The sequence below is a fragment of the Pseudomonas mucoides genome (assembly GCF_015461845.1).
Taxonomy (GTDB): Bacteria; Pseudomonadota; Gammaproteobacteria; order Pseudomonadales; family Pseudomonadaceae; genus Aquipseudomonas; species Aquipseudomonas mucoides.
This window is the reverse complement of sequence record NZ_JACOPW010000002.1, coordinates 1,089,500-1,116,077: the sequence shown is the minus strand read 5'-3', so window position 1 is coordinate 1,116,077 and position 26,578 is coordinate 1,089,500. Positions and strand designations below refer to the sequence as shown.

The window sequence follows — 26,578 nt, the reverse complement described above, 5'->3', positions numbered from 1 at the left end:
CGGGCCGCCGCTTTTTTTTGACTGGTCAATTGTGCGCCGAGGCAAAACCGATGGATGTTTTCCAAACCATGCGTTGTTTCATCGCCGTGGCCCAGAGCGGCAGCTTCACGGCCGCAGCGGCGATGCTGGACACCTCGACCACTAACGTGTCCAAAGCGGTTTCCAGCCTGGAGGCGCGGCTGCAAACACGCCTGATCAATCGCACGACCCGGCGTCTGGCCCTGACCGAGGCGGGCCTGCGCTATTTGCAACGCTGCGAGAAGATTATCGAGGAGATGCGCGAAGCCGATGAAGAAGCGGGGACGGCGCAAACCAGGCCCGTGGGTCGGCTGAAAATTCATGCGATGTCCGCCGTGGGCAATCACTACGTGATCAACGCCATCGCTCGCTACAGAGAGACGCAACCATCGGTGATGTTTGATTTGACCCTGACCAATCGGCTGCCGGATTTGCTGGAAGAAGGCTATGACATGTCGATTGTGTTGGCGCGGGACTTACCCGATTCAGGCTTTGTCGCGCAGCGGCTGGGCATTACCTACAGCATTCTTTGCGCTTCGCCCGCGTACTTGAAGAAACGCGGAATTCCCCACGCACCGGTTGCACTGGGCGCACATGATTGCCTGCGGATTGTGAATACTGTGATGCCGGCGGAGAACTGGGTATTCGAAGGGCCCGAAGGCGTGGAGACGGTGAGCACACCGATGTCGCCGTTTCACGTCAACACCGCCGACGCGATGACAGTGGCGATCAGCAACGGAATGGGCATCGGCATTCAACCGATTGCGTCTGCCGTGGAAGGTTTGAAAGCGGGGACCTTGGTGCGGGTGTTGCCTGAGTATCGTTTCGAAGAACTGAATGTGTTCGCCATCTATCCGTCACGCAAATTCGTCGATGCGAAAATCAAGACCTGGGTGGATTTTCTCAAGGATTACATTCCGGTCCTGTTGGCCTCCGATGAGAAAATCGTCGGGTCAAGCAAAAACAGATAAACGCCAGTGCCGCCGGTATGGAGTGTCGACCCTCCATCGTCTGCACGGTATTCAACCGTTGGAACAGCCGGTGCCCATGACTTGGTATTGCAGGACGTGCTGTTGACCGCGGGAGTCTTCGTAGGTCATTTGCGCCGGTACCGGGCCACACTCATCGCCGACGTCTGACACGCTGATGACGCGTTTGATGTCGAGGTGGGTGTCGTAGGTGTAAGTTTCAACCGGGCTGTTGGCCGTTGCGGCCTTTGCAGAACTATCGTCAGCGAAGGCGGGGGCGCCGAGACTGGCCAGTGTCAGCAGAAGCGCGAATTTCGAAAGTTTCATGGCGTTCACCGTATCGTTTGAGGAGGGTTGGTTTTCTACCTTGTGAGCGGTTGGTAAATGCTCACCGGGCAGGAACGATGCTAGGGGTTTGCCCCGGCCTCAAACAGCGGTCGGAAGGACAAACACTGTTGCCGTTTTGCGCATGAATGCAGGGCTTGTGGACGCCATCGCTGGCCTTGTGGCATGGTCGAAAAAAATGCCAGGCAGCCAACAGGATCAAGATGATGGAGGAGGGGAGTGAGGTCGGCGGCACACCGTCGATGGCGACGCTGAAGGCATTCAATCAGTGCGTGTTGCACCTCGGGCGACTGGCTCGGGAGCGCGGCGCCTCGCAATTCATCGAAGACGGGCTGCAAGCCTTTCGCTCATTGGTGCCGTTCGCGTCGGCGTGGTGGGGCGAGATGTCCACGTCGGATGCCCATGTGGCGCCGAAAAGCTGGATGCACGGGCGCATCGACCTGCCCGAGTCGTTTGCCGCCGAATGGCACAAGAGCGCAGGCAGCGACCGGTTCTCCCATGACACCTTGAGTCAACCCGGCGCGGTGGTGCGTGACAGTGGCTACACCGATCCCCATGTAGAGGTCGACACGTTCGCTCGCCGTCATGACCTCTACCATGTGATCTGCATCACCTTCGAGTTGCCCGAAAGCGGTTTGATGTTTTTTGTCTGCCTGTATCGCGGCGAACACGCGCCGGGGTTCAACGACAGCGAGGCCGCATTGTTTTCGGCCTTCTGCGATCACCTGTTGCAGCTGTGGCGCTTCCAGGTGCAGGACATGATCCGCATCGACACCGGTAACGGTGCCAGCGACTTTGGCGTAGCGCGCATGGACGGCACGCTGCTGTACGTCGGCGCCAGCCTGTGTGCGGCGATCCAGCGCGAGGTGCCGGGGTGGAGCGGTTCGATGCTGCCGGCGCAAGTGATCGCGCAACTGCCAAAAGCGCCGAGCGTCATGCGTCTGGGCCGTTGTGCGCTGACCCTCAGCCCGAATGGCAAGCACGTCATTCTGTCCCTCGAAACGCAGTCACGCGGCGTGGTGCTGGCGCCACGGGAGCGGACGGCGGCGATGCTGTTCGCGGCCGGTCACTCGTATAAAGAGATCGCCAAGATCCTGGGCTTGAGCCCTGCGACGGTGCGCACTTATCTGCGCAACTGCTATTTGCAGCTCGGCGTGAAAAGCAAAGTCGAGCTGGGCGCTGTCTTGTCTGCACAGGCAACCCGCCGCGAAGCCCTCTGAATCACCGCCCCCTCCTCATTTGTGGAGGTCCATCCAACGCCCGCGCACGCTAGGGTATGCCTTGCATATCAGGGGCTTGCGCGCAGGCTGTTCGGGCCTCTTCCAAAACTATAAAAACAGAGGTGAGGCAGTTGAAATTCTCCAGGCTTTTTGTCGCCATTGCGGCAACCACGGCATTTTCCGGTCTGGCGCTGGTGGGGTGCCAGACCCAGGGTTCGACCCCGGCAGACATGGTCATGCGCAACGGCTATGTCTACACCGTCGATGGCCAGAACTCGGTGCAGCAGGCAATTGCCGTCACGGGCGGGAAGATCGTCTACGTCGGCAACGATGAAGGGGCGGCGTCGTACATCGGCAAACAAACGCAATTGATCGATCTGGCGGGGCGCATGCTGATGCCGGGCTTCATCGATGCGCACATGCACCCCGGTGACGGCGGCCGCGCCATGACGTTATGCGACCTGAAATACCAGACCATGACGCGCAAGGAATTCCAGACCACCATTCAGGCGTGCCTGGATGCCGACAAGGGCAAGGGGCCTGATGTCTGGCTCGAAGTCGGCAGCTGGGACCGGATGGGCATGGACGGCCTCGACGGCGACCCGGACAAATCGACGCTGGACGCCCTCAAGACCGACCGGCCGATTCAGGTGCGCTCCACCGATTTCCACACCGTGCTGACCAACTCGCGCGGCCTGGCCGTCGCCGGCATCAGCAAAAACACCGCCAACCCCGGGGATGGCAAGTACGTGCGCGACAGTGCCGGCAACCTCACCGGCATCTGCGAAGACGGCGCGGCCGACGCGATGGCCGCCGTGGTGCCGCCGGCCACCGACGCGGAAAAACTCAACCAGACCCGCGCGGCGCTCGACGCCATGCGCCAGCAAGGCATCACCAGTTTCTTCGATGCCTTGTCGGGGCCGGAGAACGGCAAAGCCTTCACCACCTTGCAGCAGTCGGGTGAACTGACCGCCCGGGCCTTGCTGGCGATCAAACTGGACCCGGCCGCCGCTGCAGCCGACCCGGCGAAAACCATCGCCGAGGCCAAGGCAATGGCCGCGACCTACGATCAGGGCGAAGCCAAAGTCGCGCCCGGCGTGAGCATGCGTCACGTCAAATTGTTCATGGATGGCATCATCAATGCCCCGGCGGACACCGGTGCGATGTTGACGCCGTACCTGCGCAACGCCGGCACCGAGAAGGCACCAAAATGGGCGCCGGGTAAAAACGTCGGTGAGCTGTATTTCCCGCCGCAAGTGCTCAAGCCGCTGCTGTTGCAAGCGGTGCAGGCCGGCCTCGATCCGCACCTGCACGCCACCGGCGACCGCGCCGTGCGTGACTCACTCGACGGCATCGAATACGTGCGCCAACAATTGCCCGGCAATGGCTTTCGCCCGACCGTCACCCACAACGAGTCCGTGGACCCCGCCGACTATGGGCGCTTCAAGGCCCTCGACGTGACCGCCAACATGTCCTTCCAGTGGGCGCAGCAGGCACCGTCCACCGTTGACGGCACCAGCGATCACCTCGGGCCTACTCGATTTGCGCGTATGGAGCCTTCGGGCAGCATCGCCCGTGCGGGTGGTCGCGTGGCCTATGGCAGCGACTGGCCGGTTGATCCGCTCGATGAGTTCCTGGCACTGAAAGTCGGTGTCACCCGTTCCGGTGATCCGACCAACCCGCACAGCTATGGCCCCCAATACGCGGGTCGCCTGAATGCCGACCCGGCGTTGTCCCGTGCCGAAGTGCTGCGCACCATCACCGTCAACGCCGCCGAGCAACTGAAGCTGGAGAACGTCGTCGGTTCGGTCGAGGTGGGCAAGTTTGCGGACCTGATCGTGCTGGATAAAAACTTCATGCAGGTGCCCGAGGATGAATTGGCCCGCAACAGCGTGTTGATGACCGTGGTGGGGGGCAAGATCGTGTGGGCCAAGGCGCCGTTCGTAGGCCAAGTGGCCATGACCGAACAACAAAAATAACCCACGCCTACTAATGCCGATCAGCTAAACAATTTCAGCTTCAACACAATTCTGTAGCAGCTGGCTGAACTGTTCGGCATGGTTTCTACCTTTGAAGAGAATAAAAATAATGACTCAGCTCCACGATAGCCAACAACGAAGTCCCCTGATTGAGACCCGCTCGATCGATTTCATCCCCGAGGCCGAGCGTCATGGCAGCCTCTACAGCCAGTTCACCCTGTGGCTCGGCGCCAACCTGCAAATCACCGCAATCGTCACCGGGGCATTGGCCGTGGTCTTGGGCGGGGATGTGTTCTGGTCATTGATCGGCTTGCTGATCGGCCAGTTGCTCGGCGGTGCGGTCGTTGCCTTGCACGCGGCCCAGGGCCCGAAACTGGGTCTGCCGCAGATGATCTCCAGCCGTGTGCAGTTCGGGGTCTATGGCGCGGCGATCCCGATTGTGCTGGTGTGCCTGATGTACCTCGGTTTCAGCGCCACCGGCGCGGTGTTGTCGGGGCAGGCGATTGCCCAGTTGATCAGCGTCAGCGACAGCACCGGCATCCTGATTTTCGCCGCGTGCATCACGTTCCTGACGATCTTCGGCTATCGGGTGATTCACTTGGTGGGGCGTGTGGCCAGCGTGCTCGGCATCATCGCCTTCGCGTACCTGTTTACCCGCTTGATGACCCTCAACGACATCGGCCTGCTCCTGGAAAACCGCCACTTTGGCTGGAGCACTTTCCTGTTGGCAGTGTCGCTGTCGGCGTCCTGGCAGATTGCGTTTGGCCCGTACGTGGCCGACTACTCGCGTTACCTGCCGAGCAAAACGTCGTCCTGGAAAACGTTCACCGCCGTTGGCCTCGGGACCGTGCTCGGCGCCCAGGCATCCATGGTGCTGGGGGTGTTTGCCGCCGCACTGGCCGGTGCCAACTTTCGCGGTCACGAAGTGGCGACCATCGTCGGCCTGGGCAGTACCGGGGTGATGGCGTCGCTGCTGTACCTGAGCGTGGTGTTCGGCAAAGTCACCGTGTCCACTCTTAACGCCTATGGCAGCTTCATGTGCGTGGCCACCATCATCAGCGGTTTCCGCAGTCGCCTGGAAATCACCGGCCGCCAGCGCATGCTGTTTGTGCTGCTGATCGTCGCGGCATCGACCACGCTCGCGTTGGTCGGCCAGTACTCGTTCCTCAACTCCTTCAAGTACTTCATCCTGTTTTTGCTGACGTTCTTCACCCCGTGGAGCGCGATCAATCTGGTGGACTACTACTTCATCAACAAGGAGCGCTATGACATCCCGGCCTTGTCCGACCCGGCCGGGCGTTACGGTCGCTGGAACGTGTTGGGGATCAGCGTGTATGTCAGCGGCGTGTTGATCCAGCTGCCGTTTGTCGACACGCATTTCTACTCCGGGCCGATGGTTTCGCAACTGGGCGGCGTGGATATTTCCTGGATCGTCGGGCTGGTGGTGCCGGGTGTTCTTTACTACCTGCTGGCCAGGAAATCGGCGGTGGTTGTGCCAGCGGTACGAAGCACGAAGGCCTGACCGACAGGGGCGACAGTGCAGGGATCGTCATTGCACTGTCGCGGGCACTTGGTGAAGCACCTGTGCTGATTTCGTCACTCCCTCCGTGCAAACCCATCAAGCCCTGTCGCCTCGAATAGACCACCCTGACCGGTCTGTTCAAGGAGATGACCATGATCCGACTGACCCTGATCGAAGCCCACGCGTTGGCCGAATCGATCCTGTTGCACAACGGTTTTAACCTGGCCCATGCGCGTGCGGTGGCGACGACGGTGACGGCCGGCGAGCGCGATGGCTGTGCCTCCCACGGTTTGTACCGGGTTCTGGGGTGCGTCAACTCCCTGCGCGCCGGCAAAGTCTCGGCCACGGCTGAACCCGAAGTGATCAACCAGGCGCCCTCGATTGTGCGGGTGGATGCCGGTGGCGGTTTTTCGCAGTTGGCGTTTCAGGCAGGTTTGCCGTTGCTGACGGAGAAAACCCGAGCCAACGGGATTGCGGCGTTGGCGATCAATCACTGTGTGCATTTCTCGGCGCTGTGGGTGGAGATCGAGCAATTGACTGCTGCCGGACTGGTGGCGCTGGCGTGTAATCCAAGTCATGCCTGGGTGGCACCGGCCGGTGGGCGCTTGCCGGTGTTCGGCACCAACCCCATTGCCTTCGGCTGGCCCCGTCAGGGACAGGATCCGTTCGTGTTCGACTTCGCCACCAGCGCCATCGCCCGTGGCGACATCGAACTGCATCGTCGTGCCGGCAAAGCGATTCCCGAGGGCTGGGGCGTGGACGCGCAGGGGCAACCGTGCACCGATGCCAACGTCGTCCTCGACAGCGGCGCGATGCTGACATTCGGCGGGCACAAGGGCTCGGCGCTGGCGGCCATGGTGGAGCTGATTGCCGGGCCGTTGATCGGCGACCTGACCAGTGCCGAATCCCTGGCCTACGATGCGGGCAGCAAATCGTCGCCGTACCATGGGGAACTGATCATTGCCCTGGACCCACGACGCTTTTTGGGGGATTCGACAGAGGTGCATCTGGCCAGGGCTGAAGCGTTGTTCCAGGGTATCGAGGGGCAGGGCGCACGTTTGCCATCTCAACGCCGATACGAAGCGCGGGCGCGTAGCCTGGTGGAGGGCGTGCAGATTCCCGAGGCGTTGTATAACGACCTCATGGCATTGCTGGCTTGATTCAAAAACTGTGGGAGCGAGCTTGCTCGCGATGGCGGCGGCACAGTCCACATCTCTGTTGACTGACACTGCGCTATCGCGAGCAGGCTCACTCCTACAAGGTTTTAGGTGTTTTCAGATCGGGTTTCGTTGGGTGTTGCCGTCGATTAGCCGCGCGATGCCCAGTGGGTTGGCGTTTTTCAGTGGGGCGGGCAGCAGCGCGTCCGGGCAGTTCTGGTAGCACACCGGGCGCAGGAAACGTTCGATGGCCAGGCTGCCGACCGAGGTGCCACGGGCATCCGAGGTGGCCGGGTAGGGACCGCCATGCACCATCGCATCACACACTTCGACGCCGGTGGGGTAGCCATTGAACAGCACCCGGCCGACCTTTTGTTCCAGCAGCGCCAGCAACTCTGCATGTTCATGCAAGTCCTGGGGTTCGCCAATCAGGGTGGCGGTGAGTTGACCGTGCAAGCTGTTCAGCGCTTGGCGCAATTCGGCCTTGTCGGCCACTTCGACGAGGAGGGTGGTCGGGCCGAACACTTCTTCCTGTAGCAACGGATCACCTTCAAGCAACAGACTCACGTCGGCCTTGAACAGATGCGTGCGCGCCTGATTGCCGTGTTGTTCATGGTCGGTCAGGTGGGTCACGCCTGGGTGATTAATCAAGGCCTGCACACCTTTTTCGTAGCTGCGCAGGGTGCCGGCGTTGAGCATGGTTTGCGCCGGTTGTTCAGCCAGCCGCGCAGTCAGGGTCTCAGTGAAGGCGCTGAATTGCACGGAGCGCATACCAATGACCAATCCCGGATTGGTACAGAACTGGCCGCAGCCGAGCACCACAGAGGCGGCCAGTTCATTGGCGATGTTCTCGCCGCGAACATCAAGGGCTTCGGGCAACACCACGACCGGATTGATGCTGCTCATTTCCGCAAACACCGGAATAGGTTGTGGGCGTGCGGCGGCCATGTCACACAACGCCCGGCCACCGTTGAGCGAACCGGTGAACCCGACGGCCTGGATCGCCGGATGCTTGACCAGCGCTTCACCCACGCCCGCGCCGTAGATCATATTGAACACACCCTGGGGCATGCCGGTCTGTTCGGCGGCGCGGATGATTGCATCGGCCACTTGTTCGGCCGTAGCCATGTGTCCGCTGTGGGCCTTGAACACCACCGGGCAACCGGCGGCCAGGGCCGCTGCGGTATCGCCGCCAGCGGTGGAGAACGCCAACGGAAAGTTGCTCGCACCAAACACTGCCACGGGGCCGACGCCAATCTTGTACTGACGCAGGTCGCTACGGGGAAGCGGTTGACGGTCGGGCAAGGCGCGGTCGATGCGTGCGCCGTAAAAATCACCGCGTCGCAGGACTTGGGCGAACAGGCGCATCTGGCCGCTGGTGCGCGCGCGTTCCCCCTGTATCCGTGCGCCAGGCAGTGCGGTTTCGTGGGTGACCAGGGCGACGAATTCATCATCCAGCGCATCCAGTTGTGCGGCGATGGCTTCGAGAAAATCCGCACGGCGTGCCGCTGGCATCGTGCGAAAGACCGGGAATGCAGCGGCAGCGGCCTCAGCGGCGGCGTGCACTTCGCCTTCGGTGGCTTGCACGAAAGCGTAGGGCAGCGCCTCGCCGGTGCTGGCGTCATGGCTGTGTAACGTGAGGCTGCCGGCAGCACTGCGTGTGCCGCCAATGTAGTTGTGGCCGAGGATCTGGGGCATGAAAACTCCTGTCAGGCAAAAGGTAATACATCCCCTGTGGGCGCGGGCAAGCCACGCGCCTACAGGTTTTGGGTTCACGCCAGCGAATCGCCTCGACGCGGGCTAACGGGAGCGGCGTTATCCAGTGCAGCCATGCGCGCCGCGGACTCGGCATCCACCGCGTGCAGCGACTTGCCGCGGGTTTCCCGGGTCAGCCCGACGGCAATGACAGAGATCAGCGAGGCACCGACCAGGTACCAGGCGATGGGCGTCGAGCTGTGGTACTTGTTGAGCAGCGTGATCGCGATCAGCGGAGCGAGGGAACCGGCGAAAATCGGCGCCACCTGGTAGCACAGCGAAAGGGCGGTGTAGCGCACGTGCGTCGGGAACATCTCGGCCATCAGCGCCGAATACGGGGCATAGGTCATCGACTCGATGGCCAGGCCCAGGGTAATGGCCGCCATGATCAGCCAGTTGTTGCCGGTGTCCATCATCGGGAAGCCGACGAACCCCCAAAATGCCGTGAGCACCGCGCCGACCAGATACACCGGTTTGCGCCCGACGATGTCCGACAGATACCCCATCAACGGGATCATGAAGAAGTGCAGCAAGTGAGCCCCGAACATCAGAAACAGAATCTCTGAAGTGTCCTTGTGCACCACCAGCTTGAGGTAGGTGATCGAGAACGTCACCACGGTGTAGTAGAGGATGTTTTCGGCAAAGCGCGCGCCGATACCCACCAGCACCGAACGCCAGTGGTGACGCAGCACCTCCACCACGCCCAATTGTTGTTGCTTGGTGTGAGCCTGACGCGCCTGGGCTTCCTTGAAGATCGGTGCGTCATCGACGCTGGTGCGAATCCAGTAGCCGATCAACACCACGACCGCCGAGAACCAGAACGCCACGCGCCAGCCCCAGGCGAGAAATTGTTGCTCCGACAGGTTCGACGACAACAGCAGCAGGGCGACGGTCGCGACCAGATTCCCGGCTGGCACACCGGCTTGCGGCCAACTGGCCCAGAAGCCCCGGCGATTGTCCGGGCAGTGTTCGGACACCAACAGAATCGCGCCGCCCCACTCACCACCAAAGGCGAAACCCTGAATCAGCCGCAACAGCACCAGCAACACCGGTGCCGCGTACCCGATCTGATCGAAGCCGGGCAGGCAACCCATCAGGAACGTGGTGATGCCGACCACCACCAGGCTCAGTTGCAGCAGGCGCTTGCGGCCGAATTTGTCACCGTAGTGACCGAACACCAGCCCCCCCAGCGGGCGGGCGAGAAAGCCCACGGCGTACAGCGCGAACGCGGCGATGATGCCGTCGACGGGGCTGTCGGTCTGGCGGAAGAACAGTTGGCCGAAGACCAGGGCCGAGGCCGTACCGTAGAGAAAGAATTCATACCACTCGGCGACCGTGCCGGCCATGGCGGCGGCCACGACGCGCTTGAGTCCGGAGGGCGAGGTTGCGCGTTGAGTGTCTTGATGATTGGGCATGCTGACGTTTCCTGTAGAGGCGCAAAAACAGGCAGCCGGGCCGGGCCTCCAAGGCCCGCCCGGCACTCACTCAGAGACCGACGTCCGGCAGCTGCGGACGGTTCGCCAGGGCTTTGGCCATGATCTGTTCGACGAACAGGCGATCTTCGTCCGGCAAGGCCAGGCGTGGCGGACGGGTCAGCGCGCTGCCGCGACCGGCAATGGCTTCACACAGTTTGATGCACTGCACCAGGTCGGCACGGGCATCCAGGTGCAGGATCGGCATCAGCCATTCGTAGATCGGCATGGCTTCGGCAAAACGCCCGGCCTTGGCCAGACGGAAAATAGTTTCACCTTCTTTCGGGAACACGTTGGACATGCCCGAGACCCAGCCTTCGGCGCCCACGGCGATGCTTTCCAGCACCACGTCGTCGAGCCCCGCGAACAACACGAAGCGGTCGCCGACTTCATTGCGCACGTCGATGAAACGGCGGGTGTCGCCGGAGGAATCCTTGAAGCACACCACGTTGTCGCAGTCGGCCAGGGAAATCAGGATGTCCGGGGTGACGTCGTTTTTGTAGATCGGCGGGTTGTTGTAGACCATCAACGGTACGTCGGCATGCTTGGCCACGTAGCGGTAGTGCTCGGCGGTTTCAAACGGCTTGGAGCTGTAGACCAGCGCGGGCATCAGCATCACGCCATCGACGCCCACCTTGCGCACGGCGTTGGCCACTTTGGCCGCTTGCACGCTGGTGAATTCGGCCACGCCACAAATCACCGGCACCCGGCCGCGAGAGGCATCGACCGCGACTTCGGTGACGGCGATTTTTTCTTCGGCGGTCAACGAGGTGTTTTCACCCACCGAACCACATACCACCAGGCCCGACACGCCATCGCGGATCACGTTGGAAATCACCTGGTGGGTCTTGTCCAGGTTGATGGTGAAGTCATCGTTGAATTGAGTGGTCACCGCGGGGAAGACGCCACTCCAGTTAATACGCTTGCTCATTTGTTGCCTCCGGGTCGTTAATTGTATTTCGTATACGATATTTAAAATGAAAAGATTCGGCCAGTGCTATTTCGGTTTTTTCAGGGGATTTTGTAGCCGTTGGTCCGGGTGTTTGGGATTAAGCCCCCGGCCAGGTATCGGACAAGCGATAGCCCTGCGGCCATGGATCGCTCGGATCGAGCAGCAATTGGTGAGTACCGGTGATCCAGGCCCGCCCGGAAATGCAGGGGTAGATGGCCGCGCGGCCGGCCACTTCGGTCAGCGAATCAATGCGGCAGTGGAACTCGGAACCGATGATCGAACGACCGATAAACCGTTCGCCCACCTGCATCAAGCCCTTCGCGTGCATCACGGCCATGCGCGCCGAGCAGCCAGTGCCGGTAGGGGAACGGTCGATTTTGCCGGGTTGAATCACCACCGCGTTAGCGCCGGTGGCAATGCCGTTCTCATGGACGATGGGCGCCGCAATCTGGCAGAAGGAAATATGCGACCACTCCGGATTCAGCGGATGCACGAAGCCCAATTGTTCGTTGGCGGCGCGGGTGATTTTCAGCCCGACCGCGACCAGATCGGCGGCCTCGTCGGGTCGGATGGAAAAGCCCAGCCCCTTGGCATCGGCGATTACGAAACTGTCGCCACCGTAGGCGGTATCGACCTTCAATGAACCGATGCCCTCGACTTCAATCCAGGCGTCCAGGCGGTCGGCGAAGGAAGGTACGTTTTTGATTTCCACCCGTTCAACCTTGCCGTCACGGCAATCGGCGACGGCCTCGATCAGCCCACCGGGGGCTTCCAGCACCAGCCGGGTTTGCGGCTCGGTCATCGGCAGGATGCCGCTGTCGAGCAACACCGTGGCCACGCACAGTGAGTTGGAACCGGACATCGGTGGCGTGTCCGCCGGTTCCATGATGATCCAGGCCATCTGCGCCCGCGGGTCCTTGGCCGGCACCAGCAGGTTGACGTGGCGAAACACGCCGCCGCGCGGTTCGTTGAGCACGAAGTTGCGCAGGGTTTCGTCCTTGGCGATCCAGCGTGATTGCTCCCACACGGTGGCACCGGGGGGTGGGGCGACGCCGCCGACGATCACGTCACCGACTTCGCCTTCGGCGTGGCAGCTGACCACATGAATGACTTTTGATGAGCGCATTGCCTACTCCTTGTTGTGTCTGTTCGGGCCCCATCGCGGGCAAGCCCGCTCCCACAGGTATCTGTGTTGGTCACCCACGTTGCGGACACCACCAAACCCTGTGCGAGCGGGCTTGCCCGCGATGGGGCCATCCGCTATTTCACCGATTTAAGAAACGCCGCCGTTTCCGCATGCACCGGATTGCCAATCACCTGATCCGGCGACCCAATCTCATGCACCAGCCCATTGCGAAAGAACGCCACCCGGTCGGACACATCGCGGGCAAAGCGAATCTCATGGGTCACCAGCACCATGGTCATGCCGTCTTCGGCGAGCATGCGCATGGTGTCCAGCACTTCGCCCACCAGTTGCGGGTCGAGGGCGGAGGTGGCTTCGTCGAACAGCATGTAGTCCGGCGACATCGCCAGCGCGCGGGCGATGGCCATGCGTTGCTGTTGACCGCCGGAGAGCTTGCCGGGGAAGGTCTTGAGCTTGTCGCCCAGGCCGACATGGGTCAGTTGTTGCACCGCCAGCTCCTCGGCCTCAGCCTTGCTTTTGCCCAGCACTTTGCGCGGCGCCAACATGACGTTTTCCAGCACCGTCAGGTGCGGAAAGGCATTCCATTGCTGGAACACGATGCCGATTTTCTGCCGCAGACGGTTGAGGTCGGTGGCGCTGTCATGAACCTCGACACCGTCCACGCGGATGTTGCCTTTCTGGATCGGCTCCAGGCCGTTGATGCACATCAGCAGCGTGGATTTGCCGGAGCCGGAGCCGCCGATGATCGACACCACCTCACCCTTGTTCACGGTCAGGTTCACGCCCTTGACCACTTCGAGGTTGCCGAACGATTTGTGTACGTTGTCGATCTCAATCATTTTCCTGCCACCTTCTTTCCAGACGAGCGCCGAGGCGTGCAACCACCAGGCTCATGACGTAGTAGATAAGGCCCGCGATGCACAGCACCAGCAATGGTTCCTGGATGCGGGTGACGATGGTTTGTGAGGCGCGCAGCAGTTCGACGATGCCGATCCACATCACCAGCGCGGTGTCTTTCATCACCCCCAGCACCAGGTTCAGCCAGCCGGGGAAGGCGACGCGCGTGGCCATCGGCAGGACGATCCAGCGCAGGTCCTGCAAGAAACTCAGGCCCAGTGAGCGACTGGCCCGGCGTACCGTGAAGGGCACCGCCAGCACGCCGCCACGCACGATCTCGGTGAAGTACGCGGCGGTGTACACGCCGAGCACGATGCAGCCGACGCTGAAGGCGCTGATGTTCAGGCCGACGATGCTTTTGAGTGAGTTGAACAGCACGAACTGGATCAACAACGGCACGCTGCGAAACACGTCCAGCACCCAGGCCAGCGGCAAACTGGCCCGTGGCAACAACGCCCGCAACAAGCCGAACAGCAGCCCGGCGATGGAGCCGAGGATGATCGACCAGAACGTCAATTGCAGCGTGACCCAGGCGCCATTGAGCAGGAACATCAGGTCATTCGAGGAAAAACCGGTGGCAAACATGGACAGCTCCTCAGTAACGGAACAACCGCCAGGCCATCAGCCGGGCCGTCGCGACGATCGTCTTGGCAATCGCGTAATACAGCACCGCAGCAATCGCGAAGTATTCGAAGGTGCGGAATGTTTTGACGTTGTAGTCCTGGGTCACCCCGGTCAGGTCATTGTTCAGCCCGACGATCACCCCCAGCGACGTCATCAGCACCGCCCAGACCATTTGGTTGGTCAGCGGGTAGAACACGATGCGCAGCAGTTGCGGGACGATGATCATGCGATAGGTCTGAAAGGCGCTCATGCCCAGTGACCGTGCCGCGCGCACTTGGGTTTGCGGCACGGCCTTGAGCCCGCCGCGAAAGTTTTCCGCGAGGTAGCCGGCGTTGTTGAACGTGATCCCGGCCAGCAGCGCGAGCCATGAACTGACGTGCATGCCCAGCGAGCCAAGGCCGAAGTACAGGATGTAGATCTGGAACAACGACGGCGTGTTGCGGGCAATCGATACCCAGCCGTTGCCGATGCCGCGCAGCAGTGGCTGTTTGCTTTCGCGCATGACCGTCAGGGCCAGGGCGATGAGCACGCCGAAGATCATCGACAGGGCCGCGGTCTCAAACGTGACCACGGCACCGGCGAGCATGTCCGGCAAGGCGCGCAGGGCAGAGCGCCATTGAAAGGTGTAGTCAAACATGCGCAGGGCTCTCCAGTTGGGCGGCGGGTTGCAGCCAGGCCGGCAGGCGTGCGCTGGCGATGGCGTTGCACGCGGTATCGACACACTCGGCAAGGCTGGCGAAATGCACCTTGCGGCCCACCAGTCCGGGTGCGTAGTGGGCGTACTTGCCCGAGTTGGTCATCAGCGTGGTGGCGGCGGGTGGAATCACCGGCTCGCCGAGCATGCACCAGCAGGTGTCGGTGACCAGCGTGGCACCGAAGGCCTCGATCACCGCGATATGCCCGGCCTCGCGGGCCTGCTCCAGCACCGCTCGGCCGCAGGTGATGGCGAGGACGACGTCCGGGTGTTTGTGCCGACCTCGGCACAGCCGCGCCAGATGCGCGAACTCGCTGAGGGAAAAATGCGGGTTGCCCAGCGACACCACATCCACGTGGTGATTGCGGGCACTGTTGAGCTCGCGCCAACTCACCAGCAGGTCTTTCAGGCGGATTTTTTCCACGGGGATCGACGCATCTGCTTCCAGCACCTGTAAAGGGTCAATCGCCTCCGGTGTAACCCCGGCGATATGAAACAGCGGCGCCGCCGAGGTGGTGGCAAATGCGGCACCAAAGGCTTTGAGATCGTCCAGGCTCGGCTGGCGATTTTCCAGACCCAGCACCAACGGCACGCGGCTGCCGGCCAGCGCACCGATGTGATAACCGAGCAACGGGTAAAACGCATCGTCCAGCTCACCGAGTACCGGCAACTCGATCTGCAACCGCGCCTTGCGTTGCGCGTCCAGGTGACAGCCGATCAGCGGGGCACGGCCGGTGAGGGCGATGCAAATGTCGAGGTAGTCCGGGTACTTCAGGGTGCGCGCACCGAGCACACTGTTGGCGTACACCACGGCATTCGATTCGGCCCAGACAATCTGCTCGCCGGCCTTGGGCGCACTGTCGAGCAGGTAGGGCGCGCAGGTGTAACTCAGTTGTGCGCCCATTTCCATATAGGCATCGCCCAAGGCACTGGCCGGCTCGCCGAGGGCCGGGTCGATGCCCAATTCACGCCAGCGGCGCTGGTCCACGGAAATCGAATTGAGGGTGGTCGGCACCCGCACTTTGGCTCCCCATTCCACCAACTGTTGGGCAAAGCGCAGGCTTGCAGGTCCGGTGTAGATGCAGCCATCGATGTGCGCCTGGGTGACATCCACCAGGCTTCGCGCCCCTTGCAGCTCGGCCATGCGCAGCACGATGTGCATGGCCATTTGCGCGGCTTGACCGTGCTGGCCGTCGAGCAATGCCTGATCAAACCCGGTGAGTTCGATTGAAGCACGGCTGTCGGTGGGCAACGGTTTTTCGAGTGCCTGCCAGGCATCGCCGGGCAGGTGTTCGAACAGGTTCAGCGTGTCGCCATCCACCCTGGCGAAAGGGTGATCGCGCAACGTCGCGAAGGCCTCCCGGCCGATGCACAGCACCGGCAGGGAACGGGCAAAAATGGTCTGCGCGACCAGCACGCCCAGGGTCAGGATCTCATCCGGTTCGGCCAGCACCAGTGCCGCCGGTGCATGGCCGTTGCTGATCAGTTCCATCAACACACTGCTGCCGGTGCAAGAGCCGCGTCCGCTGGGAATCGCCAGCACACACCCGGCCAGGAACTCACCGCTGAGCGGATGGTGGCGATCGATGACCTCACCACTGGCGGAATCAACGCCGCCCCAGAAACTCAACCCGACATCGGCGAACAACAGGGCGCCTTGAGCGGCGCCCTCGACCAGGCTGCGACCGGTCAGAGAAACAGACCTAGGCATGCCGGACACCTTAGTAGTAGACCTGTGGCACGGTCAGGTTGGCTGGGGAGATATCGGTGCCGACCCATTTGACGAACAGTTCTTTGTAACGCCCGGTGCGCACCTGTTGGTTGACGAACAGGTTGAGGTAGTTGAGCAGGCCATACTCGTTGCGCTTGGCGCCGAGGGACACGTAGTCGATGACGTACGGCGCGTTACCGGCGACTTTCAGGTTTTTGTATTTCCCCGATTTGAGGGTGGCGGCAGCGACGGTGTTGGTGACCACGGTCGCGTCGATGTGGCCTTGGGCGACGGCCAGCAGGGTGTCGTTCTGCGACTGGTAGGCCCGGAAGCTGCCGGTGCCCCAATTCTTCACGTCTTTCTCCAGGGCGATGGCTTCATAGGTGCCGCTGGTGTTACCGACGGGTTTGCCTTTGAGGTCGTCAAAGCCGTTGATGCCGGTGTCGTCGCGGGTCAGCACCACCATCTGGAACGCGAAGTAAGGCACGGTGAGGCCGACGGTCTTGGCCCGTTCGAGGGTGTCGGAGGTGGAGGCGACAATCACGTCGGCCCGCCCGGAGACCAGCGCCGGAATGCGGTCCGGGAACGGCGTCTCGACCACTTCCGCCTCGACCCCGAGGATCTTCGCCAGGTCGCGGCAATAGTCCACATCGAAACCGGCCGGGTTGTTACCGGCATCGCGGAAACCCATCGGCGGGAAGTCCAGGGTCACGGCGCAGCGCAGCTTGCCCGAACCGATGATGTCGTCGAGCTTGTCCGCCTGGGCGCTGGCGACAAAGGAGGTACTGAGAACAGCGCTGAGGGCTACGGCAAATGCGGGGTTTTTCATAGAGGCCTCGTTCGTGTGAAGTGCTGTTGAAAAAATCGTATTGAGGATTTCGTATACGATATTAACAATAGCAATCAACGTGCCGATTTCCAGTCAGAACCGTGAATTTAGCGTCAGCCCTTGAAGTAGAAGGTTTGCAGTGGCACAACACCGCGCCGGCGTTCTGCGTGCTGGTGTTACAGATGGGAGCAATGGTGGTGCGTGCGCCCCTTTAGGGAACACCGGTGACGGGCTTAACGCTGATTATCGCGGTACTGGCTCGGCGACAAACTGGTCAGTGCGCGGAACTGCCGACTGAACGCACTGTGGTCGGTGTAACCGCAGCGCAGGGCGATTTCGGTGATGGGCAAATCGGTGCTCAGTAACAGCCGCGAACCTTCTTCCAGGCGCGCCTTGTGAATCATCTGCCGCGGTGTGAGCTGGAACACCCGCTTGCAGTGACGCTCCAGTTGCGCGACGGAATAGCCGCCAATCGCCGTCAATTCAGAGAGACTGATGGGCCGCGCGAAGTGGCTGCGGATATGCGCATCCACGGCAGCGAGCTTCACGTACGCCGGGTGAGTGGACTGAGGCGTTGGCAAATCCCGGGAGATGCCGGCGAGGCCGACGATGTGACCCTGTTCGTCGTGAAGGGCCAGTTTGTGGGTCAGGCACCAGATCGGCTGGTTGCCGAAATACAAGTGCAGTTCCAGTTGGTCGGCGAGCATCCGGCCGCTGGATAACACCCGTCGATCCTGCTCGGTGTACAGCGGCCCGAAGTGTTCCGGGAACACCTTGTCGGCGGTGAGCCCGAGCAATTGATCGCTGTGTTTAAAGCCGCAGCGCCGCGCCAGCGTCTGGTTGACGAAGGCGTAACGGGCGTCGAGATCCTTGATGAAAAACACCACGTCCGACAGGGTGTCGAGCAGCGGCGCGATCGGCTGAAGGTTGCTTAATAGCGTCGGCAGATCGCAGGGTTTGAACGTGGTGAGTGAGGGGTACATAGCGCTGGGAGGTCCGAGGGCGACCTCCGGATCATAGAGGCTCGGTCGCATGACCGAAACCCCAGTCTCACTCATCACGCGGGCGGCGTGTCGTCCAGGCACATCAGCGTCTCGATCCGCGCCGGGCTGTAAGGTGGACGCGCCGCCGAAGGTTGCCAGCCAAACAGGTGCTCAACCGCTGCGCCGCACACTCGCCCCTGACAGGCGCCCATGCCGCAGCGGCTGGCGAGTTTGGCCGCGCGCCAGTCACTGTGTTCGGTCAGTGCGGCGTAGGGCACGTCTTCGCAGCGACAGACCAGGGTGTCGGGACGGGCCAGGGACTTGAGTTGCGGGTCGAGGGCGAAGGCCTGATTCAATGCCTTGGCGAAACCCTGCCAGCGTGCCCGGCGTGGCCACCATTGGCGGGCCTGTTCAACCTCACCCACGGCGCTGTGCCCGGCAATCGCACCTTCGGCCAGGGCCAGTTCACTGCCGCCGAACCCGGTGCATTCGCCTGCCGCGTAATGATCGGCCCGGGTGCTGGCTTGCCAGGCATCCACCTTCAACGCCTGTCCTTCGATGGCGTAACCCAATGCCTGACCCAACTGGATATTCGGGATCAGGCCGAACCCACAGGCCAGCCGATCACATTCCAGCTCGACGACTTTGCCTTGTTGTTGCAGGCGCACGCCTTCGAGTCGGTCGGTGCCAAGCGCAGCCAGCACATGAGTGCCTGCACGGTAGTGACGGTTGAACAGGCTGAACGATTGCAACCATTTCGCTGGCCAGCGTGGCAACTGCGCAGCGAAACCGACGACAGACGTTAATGAAGCCTGCTCGGCGATGCGCAGCACCGAGGCTCCGTGTTTTGTGGCAGTCGCCGCACTGGCCAATAACAATGGCCCGCTCCCGGCGATCACCACGCGTTCATCGCGCACTGACAGTCCGGATTTGATCAGTGCCTGCAAACCTCCGGCCCCGGTCACCCCAGGCAACGTCCAGCCGGGGAAGGGCAGCAATAACTCGCGGGCACCGGTACACAGGATCAATTTGTCATAGCTGATCAGCCAGCCATTTTCGTCGTCTTCGACCAGCAGTTGTTTCGGGCCGGGATTGGCAATCACCCGCGTGCCGCTGTGATGGCGGATATTGCCGTGGGACTGCAAGCGCTCACGCAACTGACGGGCCTGAGCGGGGAGGCTGGCTTGAGGGCCGTCGCGCCAGATCTGCCCGCCTGCAAACGGATTGTCGTCGAGCATGACAATGCGTGCGCCGCTGGGGGCCGCGGCCAATGCAGCGGCCATCCCGGCAGGGCCGGCACCGATGATCAACAGGTCGGCGTATTCGTTCATGGCTGTGTCTCCACCTGCATGCCGTCACGGCAAAGGGTCTGGCAAGCGAGGCGGCGGCGACCGTCGATGGTCACCCGGCATTCCTGGCAAATGCCCATGCCGCACAGCGGTGCGCGGCGTTGTCCGCTGACCGAGGTGCGACTGCAACCATTGCCGCCTAGCGCCAGGGCTGCGGCGACGCTGGTACCGTCGGCGACCGTCAGGGCATGACCGTCGAGCATCAATTCAGGCATACACAGATTCTCCGAGGAATCGCTGCGGCAGATAAGGTTGCGCGGCCAGTGGCGGGGTTTCGTTGAACAGTTGCGCGACCAGCAAATCCGCCGTGCCGGGCGCGGTGGTCACCCCCAGTCCTTCATGCCCGACCGCCAGCCACAAGCCCTGACGTTGCGGGTGCTGACCCACCAGCGGCAAACCGTCAGGGCTGGCGGCACGAAACCCGGTCCACGCGCGGATGCCATTCAGCCGGGCCAGCCCCGGCATGTAGCCGGCCGCACGCTTGAGCATCTTCGCAAGCATCCAGCCTTCGACTTGCGGGTCAGTCGTGCCGAATTGCCGCGAGGCACCAATGAACAATTGCCCGGTCGGACGCGGTTGAATATTGCAGGCCACCGACGGGCCTTTGGCATTGTGAGCGCTGGTGACGTAGCCCAGTTCCACCAGGGTGTGGGTGACGGTAGCGGGGTAGCGATCGGTGATCAGCAAGTGACCTTTTTTCGGCTCGATGGGCAACTCGGGGCACAATTGATTGGCCTGCGTACCGTTGGCCAGCACCACGGCGTCGGCACTCAACCACTGGCCGTCCTCGAGGCGTACCCGAGGGCCATCGACTTGCGCGACGCATGCCCTGCGCTGGCGGATGTTCGGGGTGTCGAGCATCCAGTTGGCTGTGGCCGGCGCATAGAGTATGCCGTCACCCTTGATCAGCAGTCCGCCTTCAAGTCCCTCGGCCAGCTCCGGCTCACGCTGGCGCAAGGCACTGGCACCGATCAGTTCACAGGCGATTCCCTGAGCCTGCAGGTTCAGGTATTTGCTCTGGGCCACCGCCATTTCCTCGGCGTTGGCGGCCAGCCAGAGCGTGCCGTTGTTGCGGTAAGCGCAACCGTCGGGCAAGCCCGGCCCGAGCTCGCGCCAACGTTGCAGGGAGTAATCACTCAAGGCCAGTTCGGCCGGGTTGTCGTCAAGCACCAGCAAGTGCCCCATGCCCGCCGCCGTCGCGTTGTGCAGGCCGGCATCGAGCACCAGCACCTGCAAGCCACGCCGCGCCAGCGCCTGGGCGCACGCCGCGCCGATGATGCCGGCGCCGATGACGATCACATCGGCCACACGGCTCTGGTTCATGGGCGAATGCCCCAGGCGAATGGATCGTCCTGTTCAATGATCAGGCGCGCCTCGGCACTGATGAAGGCGCGGCCACGGATGGTCGGGATAATGCGCTCACCTTGCCATTCGAAAGAGCCTTCGAACTCGCTGCCAATCACACTGGCCTGTCGCCAGATCTGCCCTGGCTGCAATTTGTCATCCGCCGCCATGCACGCCAGTTTGGCGCTGGTGCCGGTGCCGCACGGGGAACGGTCGTAGGCCTTGCCGGGGCAGAGTACGAAGTTACGGCTGTCGGCGTGATCGTCATCGGCGAACAGCTCGACATGGTCGATCAGGCCGCCGTCTTCACCGCGAATACCCTGGGTTTCCAGCGCTTGCTGTACGGCGTAGGTGTACGCGGTCAGCGTCTCAAGGTTGTCACCGGCCACCCGCAGGCCATGGTCGGCGATCAGGAAAAACCAGTTGCCGCCCCAGGCGACATCGCCGGTCACCTGACCGATCCCCGGTACCTGCAATGTCAGGTCCTTGCGATAACGATAAGCGGGGACATTGCGCACGCTGACCGTGTGGTCGTCGTGCAGGGTGGCCTGGACCGTGCCCACCGGCGTTTCGATGCTGTGCACGCCAGGCCCGATCTTGCCCATGTGCGCGAGCGAGGCCACCAGGCCGATGGTGCCGTGGCCGCACATGCCCAGATAACCGCTGTTGTTGAAGAAAATCACCCCGGCACAGGCGCTCGGGTCAACCGGTTCGCAGAGCAGGGCGCCCACCAACACATCACTGCCGCGCGGTTCGAGCACGCACGCTGCACGCCATGGGTCATGCTGTTCAGCGAGGATTTTGCGCCGTTCAGCCATGCTGCCGCGGCCCAGATCAGGAAAACCGGCGGTCACCAGACGCGTCGGTTCGCCGCCGGTGTGGGAGTCGATGACGGAGATGTGTTTCATGGGAGGGCCACGTCCATTCGGTTGAGTGAACGCTAGAGTGGCCCGTGCGGTCGGGTGGCGGCTTGATGGATTTAAACTGTGCCGATGACGAAATCGGCACAGTGCCCGCAGCGATCAGTGCGCGTGGGGCAGGTGCTCGAACAGGGTTTTGCAGACCCCGGCAATGTGCTCATCCAGCAGCTTCACCGCCAGGTCCACATCCCCGGCACGGCAGGCCGCGAGGATCTCGCGGTGTTCGTGATCGGCGCGCTCCTTGCCGGCCGACAGGCTCATCTGCATGCGCAGGTAGCGCTCCAGTTTATCGTTGACCGAACGGATCAGGCTCACCAGAAACGGTCGCTGCGCCGGTTCATAAAGGCAGGAATGCAGCTCCCAGTTGAGCTCGGCCCAGCGCCCGACGTCGTCTTCGCCGATGAATTCCTGGCAGATACGCTCGGCGCGGGCGAAGGTCTCTTCGGTCATGTTGGGAATGGCCAGGCGCAACACCTTGTCTTCCAGCAACATGCGCACTTCGAACATCTGCGCCAGTTCCGCATCGGAAATCCGCGTGACCATCGCCCCGCGATTGCGCTGGAACATCACCAGCCCTTCGGCCTCCAGCCGCTTGAGCGCCTCGCGCACAGGGATTTTGCTGACGTTGAACTGCCGGGCAATGTCGTCCTGGCGAATCGGTTCATCCTCGGCAAAATGCCCGGCAACAATCGCGTCCCGCAGATGGCGGGTGATGATTTCCGAGGTCGAAGGCGTATTGCCAAGGTCGGGAGCGTTGAGTTTGGGTAGGTTCACGTCGGCAGGTCGTTTGCAGTGAGATGGGGATAGGGTATACGAAATTCCTTGGCGAACCTCGCGATCCGTTGTTTTAAACAAGAAAAATCGTCTGCGTTTAAATGACGCTTTCCGTTACTACCCGGAGGCTACAACGCCTTGCGCCATCGCCTACGGGTAAGACAGAATCGGCCGGCTTGTGTGCCCTGGCCTCGGCCTCTATCGTTTCCCTGCCACTGCCCATCAGTGGTCGGGTTTAGTCGCTCGTAGTTTCTAGTGTGCACAATCTCTATCAGTCGGGCATTTCCACGCCTGCACTCGATGGTAGCTGTGCGCAGGGCGCCTTCGGGTGCGCCGGTTCTAGATCCCCGGTCGACTAACCTGCGTACAGCTGCCTCCCCTTTCGTTTAGTCGCAAGAGGGGTGGCACTCAATATCAGGATCTAGTTTATGTTCAAAGTAACACCCAACCCGCCGGAAACCGATCCGGCATCCCCGTACGAACCCGATTCAAAAAAACTCAACGAAGCCGCCGAACGCGCCCTCGACTTCCACTTCCCGTCGAACGCCGATATCAAAGCCAAACCCCGAACCCGCAGCACCCTGTTTTCCGTGGACCCACAAGCCACCGCCGAAACCCTGGGCGTATTTTTGGTCGAGACACTGGCCTCGATCGACGTAATGGTCCATCAGTTGGTGGATCATCTCGAGGGGGAGGCGCGCTACGCGTTGCTGGGAATCTCAAACAGCATCATGGTGGCCGAGATCACGGCAAACGGCGTGCTGGATAAAATAGAACCCACCGTGTAACCACCGCCCTGTGGCGAGGGACGCTGCTCCTTCGCCTCAAAACACCGATGAATCATTGTTCAAAGGAGACACACATCGCCTCGGGGCACTGTCTTTGCGGCGCTGTATCCAGAACGTCCAAGGGCGTTCCCCGCCCTCACTAACCGCATACACGATCACTGAACTATTTGATTTATCTCAACGCTGTCTGCTCTGGCTTCGTAATACTCCAAGGGTGCTGAGCGCGAAAATAATAGAGGCAGACTCGAGCACGGGGTCAATGGAGCGCAATCAAACTGCCTCCTCTGCGCCGTGCGGTGACGATTTTGCAACCTGCATTTTTCGTTGATTCGTACACATTATTCCCGACGTTAGAAGTGGTAGCGGGAGTGTGCTTGCCAACCTGAGGAGAAGCCCAATGCCAGCTCTACTTCCCAAACAACTGGTGCTCGCCGTTTTATCGACCTGTGTCGTCATCGGCGCGGCACATGCCGCTCCCAACGACGCCAGCGATGCAACGCGAAAAGCCAATGATGCATTGCTCAGCTACTTGCCCTTTTCCAACAAACAAGACTTCGACGATGCGAACCACGGCTTCATTGCCGATTTACCCAGTCCTGTGATCAAGGGCGATGCGGGCAATACCGTTATCGACCTGTCTCAGTACGACTACCTCAAGAAAGAAGGGCCAGTACCTGCCACGGTCAACCCGAGTCTATGGCGTCAATCGCAATTGTTGGCCATTCGAGGTTTGTTCAAAGTGGTGGACGGAATCTACCAGGTACGCAACATCGACCTCGCCAACATCACCTTCGTCCGCGGCAAGACGGGCTGGATCGTGATTGACCCACTGACTTCGGCTGAAACAGCCAAAGCGGCGCTGGCACTGGTCAACGACAAAGTTGAAAAGCTGCCAGTGTCTGCGGTGATCTTCACTCACTCGCATGTTGACCACTTCGCTGGCGTGCGTGCGATGGTCGATGAGGCCGATGTGAAGTCCGGTAAAGTTCCGGTGATCGCCCCTGAAGGCTTCATGGAGGAAGCGGTCAGTGAAAACGTGTTTGCCGGCACCGCAATGAGCCGTCGCGCTTCTTACATGTACGGCAATCTGTTGCCTAAAGACCCCAAAGGTACGGTCAGCGGTGGCTTGGGCATCACCACGGCTGCAGGCACCATCACTTTGCTTGAACCGAACAAACTGGTCGAGAAAACCGGAGAAACACTCACAGTCGATGGCATCGAGGTGGTATTCCAAATGGCGCCTGGCACCGAAGCGCCTGCCGAGATGCTGTTCTATTTCCCGCAATTCAAAGCCATTGACCTGGCCGAGGATGCCAACCACACCTTGCACAATATTCTTACCTTGCGAGGTGCAAAAGTTCGCAGCGCGCAAAAATGGGCCAGTGCTCTGGGGCAAACCATTGATCTGTGGGGAACGGACGCAGTGGTGTCGTTCGGTAGCCACCATTGGCCACAGTGGGGTAACGATCGCGTTGTGCAGCATTTGGAGAAACAACGCGATCTCTACAAGTACATTAACGATCAGACACTGCGCATGGCCAACCAGGGCATGACGATGAACGAGATCGCCGAGGCGTTCGTCCTGCCTGATAGCCTGGCCAAAGAGTTTTACAACCGCGGCTACTACGGCAATCTCAAACACAACGTGCGCGCGACCTATCAACTGTATTTGGGGTTCTGGGACGGCAACCCGGCAAATTTCGATCCGTTGCCGCCGGTGGAAGAGGCCAAAAAATATGTCGAAATGGTGGGCGCCGACAAAATGATTAAAACCGCCACGGCAGCCTACGCCAAAGGAGAGTATCGCTGGGCCGCAACCGTGGCCAACCAGGTGGTTTTTGCGGACCCGAAAAACCAGGCAGCGCGTGCAATTGAGGCCGATGCCCTGGAGCAGATGGGTTACCAGGCGGAGTCCGGGCCGGCGCGTAACTTCTACCTGTCCGGTGCGCAGGAGCTGCGCGGTGGCGTGAAAAAAATGGCCACGCCCAATACCAGTTCACCCGACATCATTCGCGGCATGACCACTGAAATGTTTCTCGACTTCCTTGCTATTCACTTGAATGGCCCGAGAGTCGGCGAGAAGTCCTATGCCTTCAATCTCAACTTCCCGGACACGCACGCCAAGTACGTGTTGACCGTACAAAACGGCGTCATGAACTACAGCAAAGACAAGCAATGGGATAAGGCCGACGGCACGGTCACTCTTAACCGAACCACCCTCGATGACATCGCCCTGGGCAAGCTGAAATTGGGCAATCTGTCGGAAAGCGGCGAAGTGACTATCGACGGCGACAAAGCCAAATTTAAGGAAATGCTGACCAACTTCGACACCTTTGACTTCTGGTTCACCCTTTCTGAACCTTAATCCAGGCAAACCCGGACCGGTATGGAGCGCCCCAGAGTTGGGGCGTTTAGCCACGAGAATCACTTCGCCTGATTCCTCTGATTCGACGGGTAAAGACCGGCAAGCCGCGCGATCACAACGCCAACGTAAAAGACGCCAGAAAATTCTTCGATCATCACCAGTGAACGGGCGTGGTTGGTCAATGGGATAACGTCACCGTACCCGGTGGTCGTGAGCGTCGTGAAGCTAAAATAGATCAGTTTGAAAAAAGTACCGGGCTGCATGAAGTCGAGGTGGCCGGGGCCGAATGAGCCAGTATTGGATATCTCCACCAGGGCAAAGACGAAGGACCACACGAAGGCCAGCATGATGTAACCCGCCAGCGCGCCATGCAGCTTGTCGGCTGTAATTGGCCCGCGCTTGAGCACGTAGCGCAGCACTCCGCTAAACGAGACGGCAAGAGACGCCGTATACGCTATCCCGGCAAGGTTAAAAATCGCGATGCTCTTGACCCACAACGACGTCCATAGAAGGCTGACCCCAAGAAACGCCAGCCCCAGCTTGAGGATTAGCCCCCATCGAGTCTGCCTGGTGGCGAAAGCGCCCACGAGCAGCACGATGGAAAACACAATGCCGAGCAACGTGCGAGCAAATATCCCTTCCTCAAGAAAGGGAAACAGCAGGATCAATCCTAATAAGAGCAGCAATAGATAAGTGCAGGGCCCTTGCCCTATTACCAGCTGAGCTAAATCTGCGTCGGACTCGTCGTTATCTTGCGAAGTGGTCATA

At 61.1% G+C, this 26,578-nt stretch carries 24 protein-coding genes; 7 read left to right on the top strand and 17 right to left on the bottom strand.

Features of this window, described 5'->3' with window-relative positions; genetic code table 11:
• The first annotated feature begins 50 nt into the window (after positions 1-50).
• Positions 51-989 (top strand): LysR family transcriptional regulator, encoded by a 939-nt coding sequence (locus H8F22_RS13820; protein WP_194940323.1) that lies wholly within the window; start codon positions 51-53, stop codon positions 987-989.
• Between the two features lie 51 nt (positions 990-1,040).
• Here the strand turns inward: H8F22_RS13820 and H8F22_RS13815 are convergent, their stop codons facing one another.
• Positions 1,041-1,313, bottom strand: a complete 273-nt coding sequence (locus H8F22_RS13815; protein WP_059182654.1) for a DUF2790 domain-containing protein — start codon at positions 1,311-1,313, stop codon at positions 1,041-1,043.
• Positions 1,314-1,537: 224 nt separating this feature from the next.
• On the opposite strand from H8F22_RS13815, the gene H8F22_RS13810 reads away from it, so the two are divergent.
• The 4 genes from H8F22_RS13810 (at position 1,538) to H8F22_RS13795 (ending at position 7,212) form a co-directional block, all read left to right on the top strand.
• Positions 1,538-2,551, top strand: coding sequence for a helix-turn-helix transcriptional regulator (locus tag H8F22_RS13810; RefSeq protein ID WP_194940322.1), 1,014 nt, complete (start codon positions 1,538-1,540; stop codon positions 2,549-2,551).
• Between the two features lie 131 nt (positions 2,552-2,682).
• Positions 2,683-4,530 carry an amidohydrolase gene (locus tag H8F22_RS13805; RefSeq protein WP_194940321.1) on the top strand — a complete coding sequence of 616 codons (1,848 nt, stop codon included), beginning with the start codon at positions 2,683-2,685 and terminating at the stop codon, positions 4,528-4,530.
• A gap of 109 nt (positions 4,531-4,639) precedes the next feature.
• Complete coding sequence (locus H8F22_RS13800; RefSeq protein WP_194940320.1) at positions 4,640-6,052, top strand: purine-cytosine permease family protein; 1,413 nt, start codon at positions 4,640-4,642, stop codon at positions 6,050-6,052.
• A gap of 152 nt (positions 6,053-6,204) precedes the next feature.
• Complete coding sequence (locus tag H8F22_RS13795; protein ID WP_194940319.1) at positions 6,205-7,212, top strand: Ldh family oxidoreductase; 1,008 nt, start codon at positions 6,205-6,207, stop codon at positions 7,210-7,212.
• 114 nt (positions 7,213-7,326) lie between these two features.
• Here the strand turns inward: H8F22_RS13795 and H8F22_RS13790 are convergent, their stop codons facing one another.
• The 15 genes from H8F22_RS13790 to H8F22_RS13720 all read right to left on the bottom strand — a co-directional run bounded on the left by H8F22_RS13790 (position 7,327) and on the right by H8F22_RS13720 (position 22,657).
• A complete protein-coding gene (locus H8F22_RS13790) occupies positions 7,327-8,907 on the bottom strand; it encodes an aldehyde dehydrogenase (NADP(+)) (RefSeq protein WP_194940318.1) in 1,581 nt (526 codons plus the stop codon).
• A gap of 74 nt (positions 8,908-8,981) precedes the next feature.
• Positions 8,982-10,379 carry a fosfomycin efflux MFS transporter AbaF gene (gene abaF, locus H8F22_RS13785; protein WP_059182656.1) on the bottom strand — a complete coding sequence of 466 codons (1,398 nt, stop codon included), beginning with the start codon at positions 10,377-10,379 and terminating at the stop codon, positions 8,982-8,984.
• 70 nt (positions 10,380-10,449) lie between these two features.
• Complete coding sequence (locus tag H8F22_RS13780) at positions 10,450-11,367, bottom strand: dihydrodipicolinate synthase family protein (protein ID WP_027924793.1); 918 nt, start codon at positions 11,365-11,367, stop codon at positions 10,450-10,452.
• Positions 11,368-11,485: 118 nt separating this feature from the next.
• A complete protein-coding gene (locus H8F22_RS13775) occupies positions 11,486-12,514 on the bottom strand; it encodes a trans-3-hydroxy-L-proline dehydratase (protein ID WP_027924792.1) in 1,029 nt (342 codons plus the stop codon).
• 134 nt (positions 12,515-12,648) lie between these two features.
• Positions 12,649-13,371: an amino acid ABC transporter ATP-binding protein gene (locus tag H8F22_RS13770; protein WP_027924791.1), complete on the bottom strand. Its 723-nt coding sequence runs from the start codon at positions 13,369-13,371 to the stop codon at positions 12,649-12,651.
• Positions 13,364-14,014: an amino acid ABC transporter permease gene (locus tag H8F22_RS13765; protein ID WP_027924790.1), complete on the bottom strand. Its 651-nt coding sequence runs from the start codon at positions 14,012-14,014 to the stop codon at positions 13,364-13,366. Before H8F22_RS13765 ends, H8F22_RS13770 begins: the two co-directional genes overlap by 8 nt.
• Positions 14,015-14,024: 10 nt before the next feature.
• Positions 14,025-14,690, bottom strand: a complete 666-nt coding sequence (locus H8F22_RS13760; RefSeq protein ID WP_027924789.1) for an amino acid ABC transporter permease — start codon at positions 14,688-14,690, stop codon at positions 14,025-14,027.
• A complete protein-coding gene (gene lhpI / locus H8F22_RS13755) occupies positions 14,683-16,458 on the bottom strand; it encodes a cis-3-hydroxy-L-proline dehydratase (RefSeq protein ID WP_059182657.1) in 1,776 nt (591 codons plus the stop codon). Before lhpI ends, H8F22_RS13760 begins: the two co-directional genes overlap by 8 nt.
• A 10-nt stretch (positions 16,459-16,468) precedes the next feature.
• Positions 16,469-17,287 (bottom strand): ABC transporter substrate-binding protein, encoded by an 819-nt coding sequence (locus tag H8F22_RS13750; protein WP_027924787.1) that lies wholly within the window; start codon positions 17,285-17,287, stop codon positions 16,469-16,471.
• A 233-nt stretch (positions 17,288-17,520) separates the two neighbouring features.
• Positions 17,521-18,270, bottom strand: coding sequence for an AraC family transcriptional regulator (locus H8F22_RS13745; protein ID WP_027924786.1), 750 nt, complete (start codon positions 18,268-18,270; stop codon positions 17,521-17,523).
• Positions 18,271-18,344: 74 nt separating this feature from the next.
• Positions 18,345-19,601: an NAD(P)/FAD-dependent oxidoreductase gene (locus H8F22_RS13740; protein ID WP_027924785.1), complete on the bottom strand. Its 1,257-nt coding sequence runs from the start codon at positions 19,599-19,601 to the stop codon at positions 18,345-18,347.
• A complete protein-coding gene (locus H8F22_RS13735; RefSeq protein ID WP_027924784.1) occupies positions 19,598-19,834 on the bottom strand; it encodes a (2Fe-2S)-binding protein in 237 nt (78 codons plus the stop codon). The genes H8F22_RS13740 and H8F22_RS13735 overlap by 4 nt, the downstream gene beginning before the upstream one ends.
• A complete protein-coding gene (locus tag H8F22_RS13730) occupies positions 19,827-20,942 on the bottom strand; it encodes an NAD(P)/FAD-dependent oxidoreductase (RefSeq protein WP_194940317.1) in 1,116 nt (371 codons plus the stop codon). Before H8F22_RS13730 ends, H8F22_RS13735 begins: the two co-directional genes overlap by 8 nt.
• Entirely contained in the window at positions 20,939-21,871 is a 933-nt protein-coding gene (locus tag H8F22_RS13725; protein WP_027924782.1) for a 4-hydroxyproline epimerase, read from the bottom strand. Before H8F22_RS13725 ends, H8F22_RS13730 begins: the two co-directional genes overlap by 4 nt.
• 114 nt (positions 21,872-21,985) lie before the next feature.
• Positions 21,986-22,657 (bottom strand): GntR family transcriptional regulator, encoded by a 672-nt coding sequence (locus tag H8F22_RS13720; protein WP_027924781.1) that lies wholly within the window; start codon positions 22,655-22,657, stop codon positions 21,986-21,988.
• A 428-nt stretch (positions 22,658-23,085) separates the two neighbouring features.
• Here H8F22_RS13720 and H8F22_RS13715 point away from each other — a divergent pair, with 428 nt between their 5' ends.
• Both H8F22_RS13715 and H8F22_RS13710 read left to right on the top strand, forming a co-directional pair.
• Entirely contained in the window at positions 23,086-23,445 is a 360-nt protein-coding gene (locus tag H8F22_RS13715) for a DUF6124 family protein (protein WP_059182660.1), read from the top strand.
• A 397-nt stretch (positions 23,446-23,842) separates the two neighbouring features.
• On the top strand, positions 23,843-25,810 hold the full coding sequence (locus tag H8F22_RS13710) for an alkyl/aryl-sulfatase (RefSeq protein WP_059182661.1): 1,968 nt from the start codon (positions 23,843-23,845) through the stop codon (positions 25,808-25,810).
• Between the two features lie 59 nt (positions 25,811-25,869).
• Here H8F22_RS13710 and H8F22_RS13705 read toward each other — a convergent pair whose 3' ends face one another.
• The gene (locus H8F22_RS13705; RefSeq protein WP_059182662.1) at positions 25,870-26,577 is read right to left on the bottom strand and encodes a potassium channel family protein; all 708 of its coding nucleotides are present in this window, start codon (positions 26,575-26,577) and stop codon (positions 25,870-25,872) included.
• Between the last annotated feature and the right edge of the window lies 1 nt (position 26,578).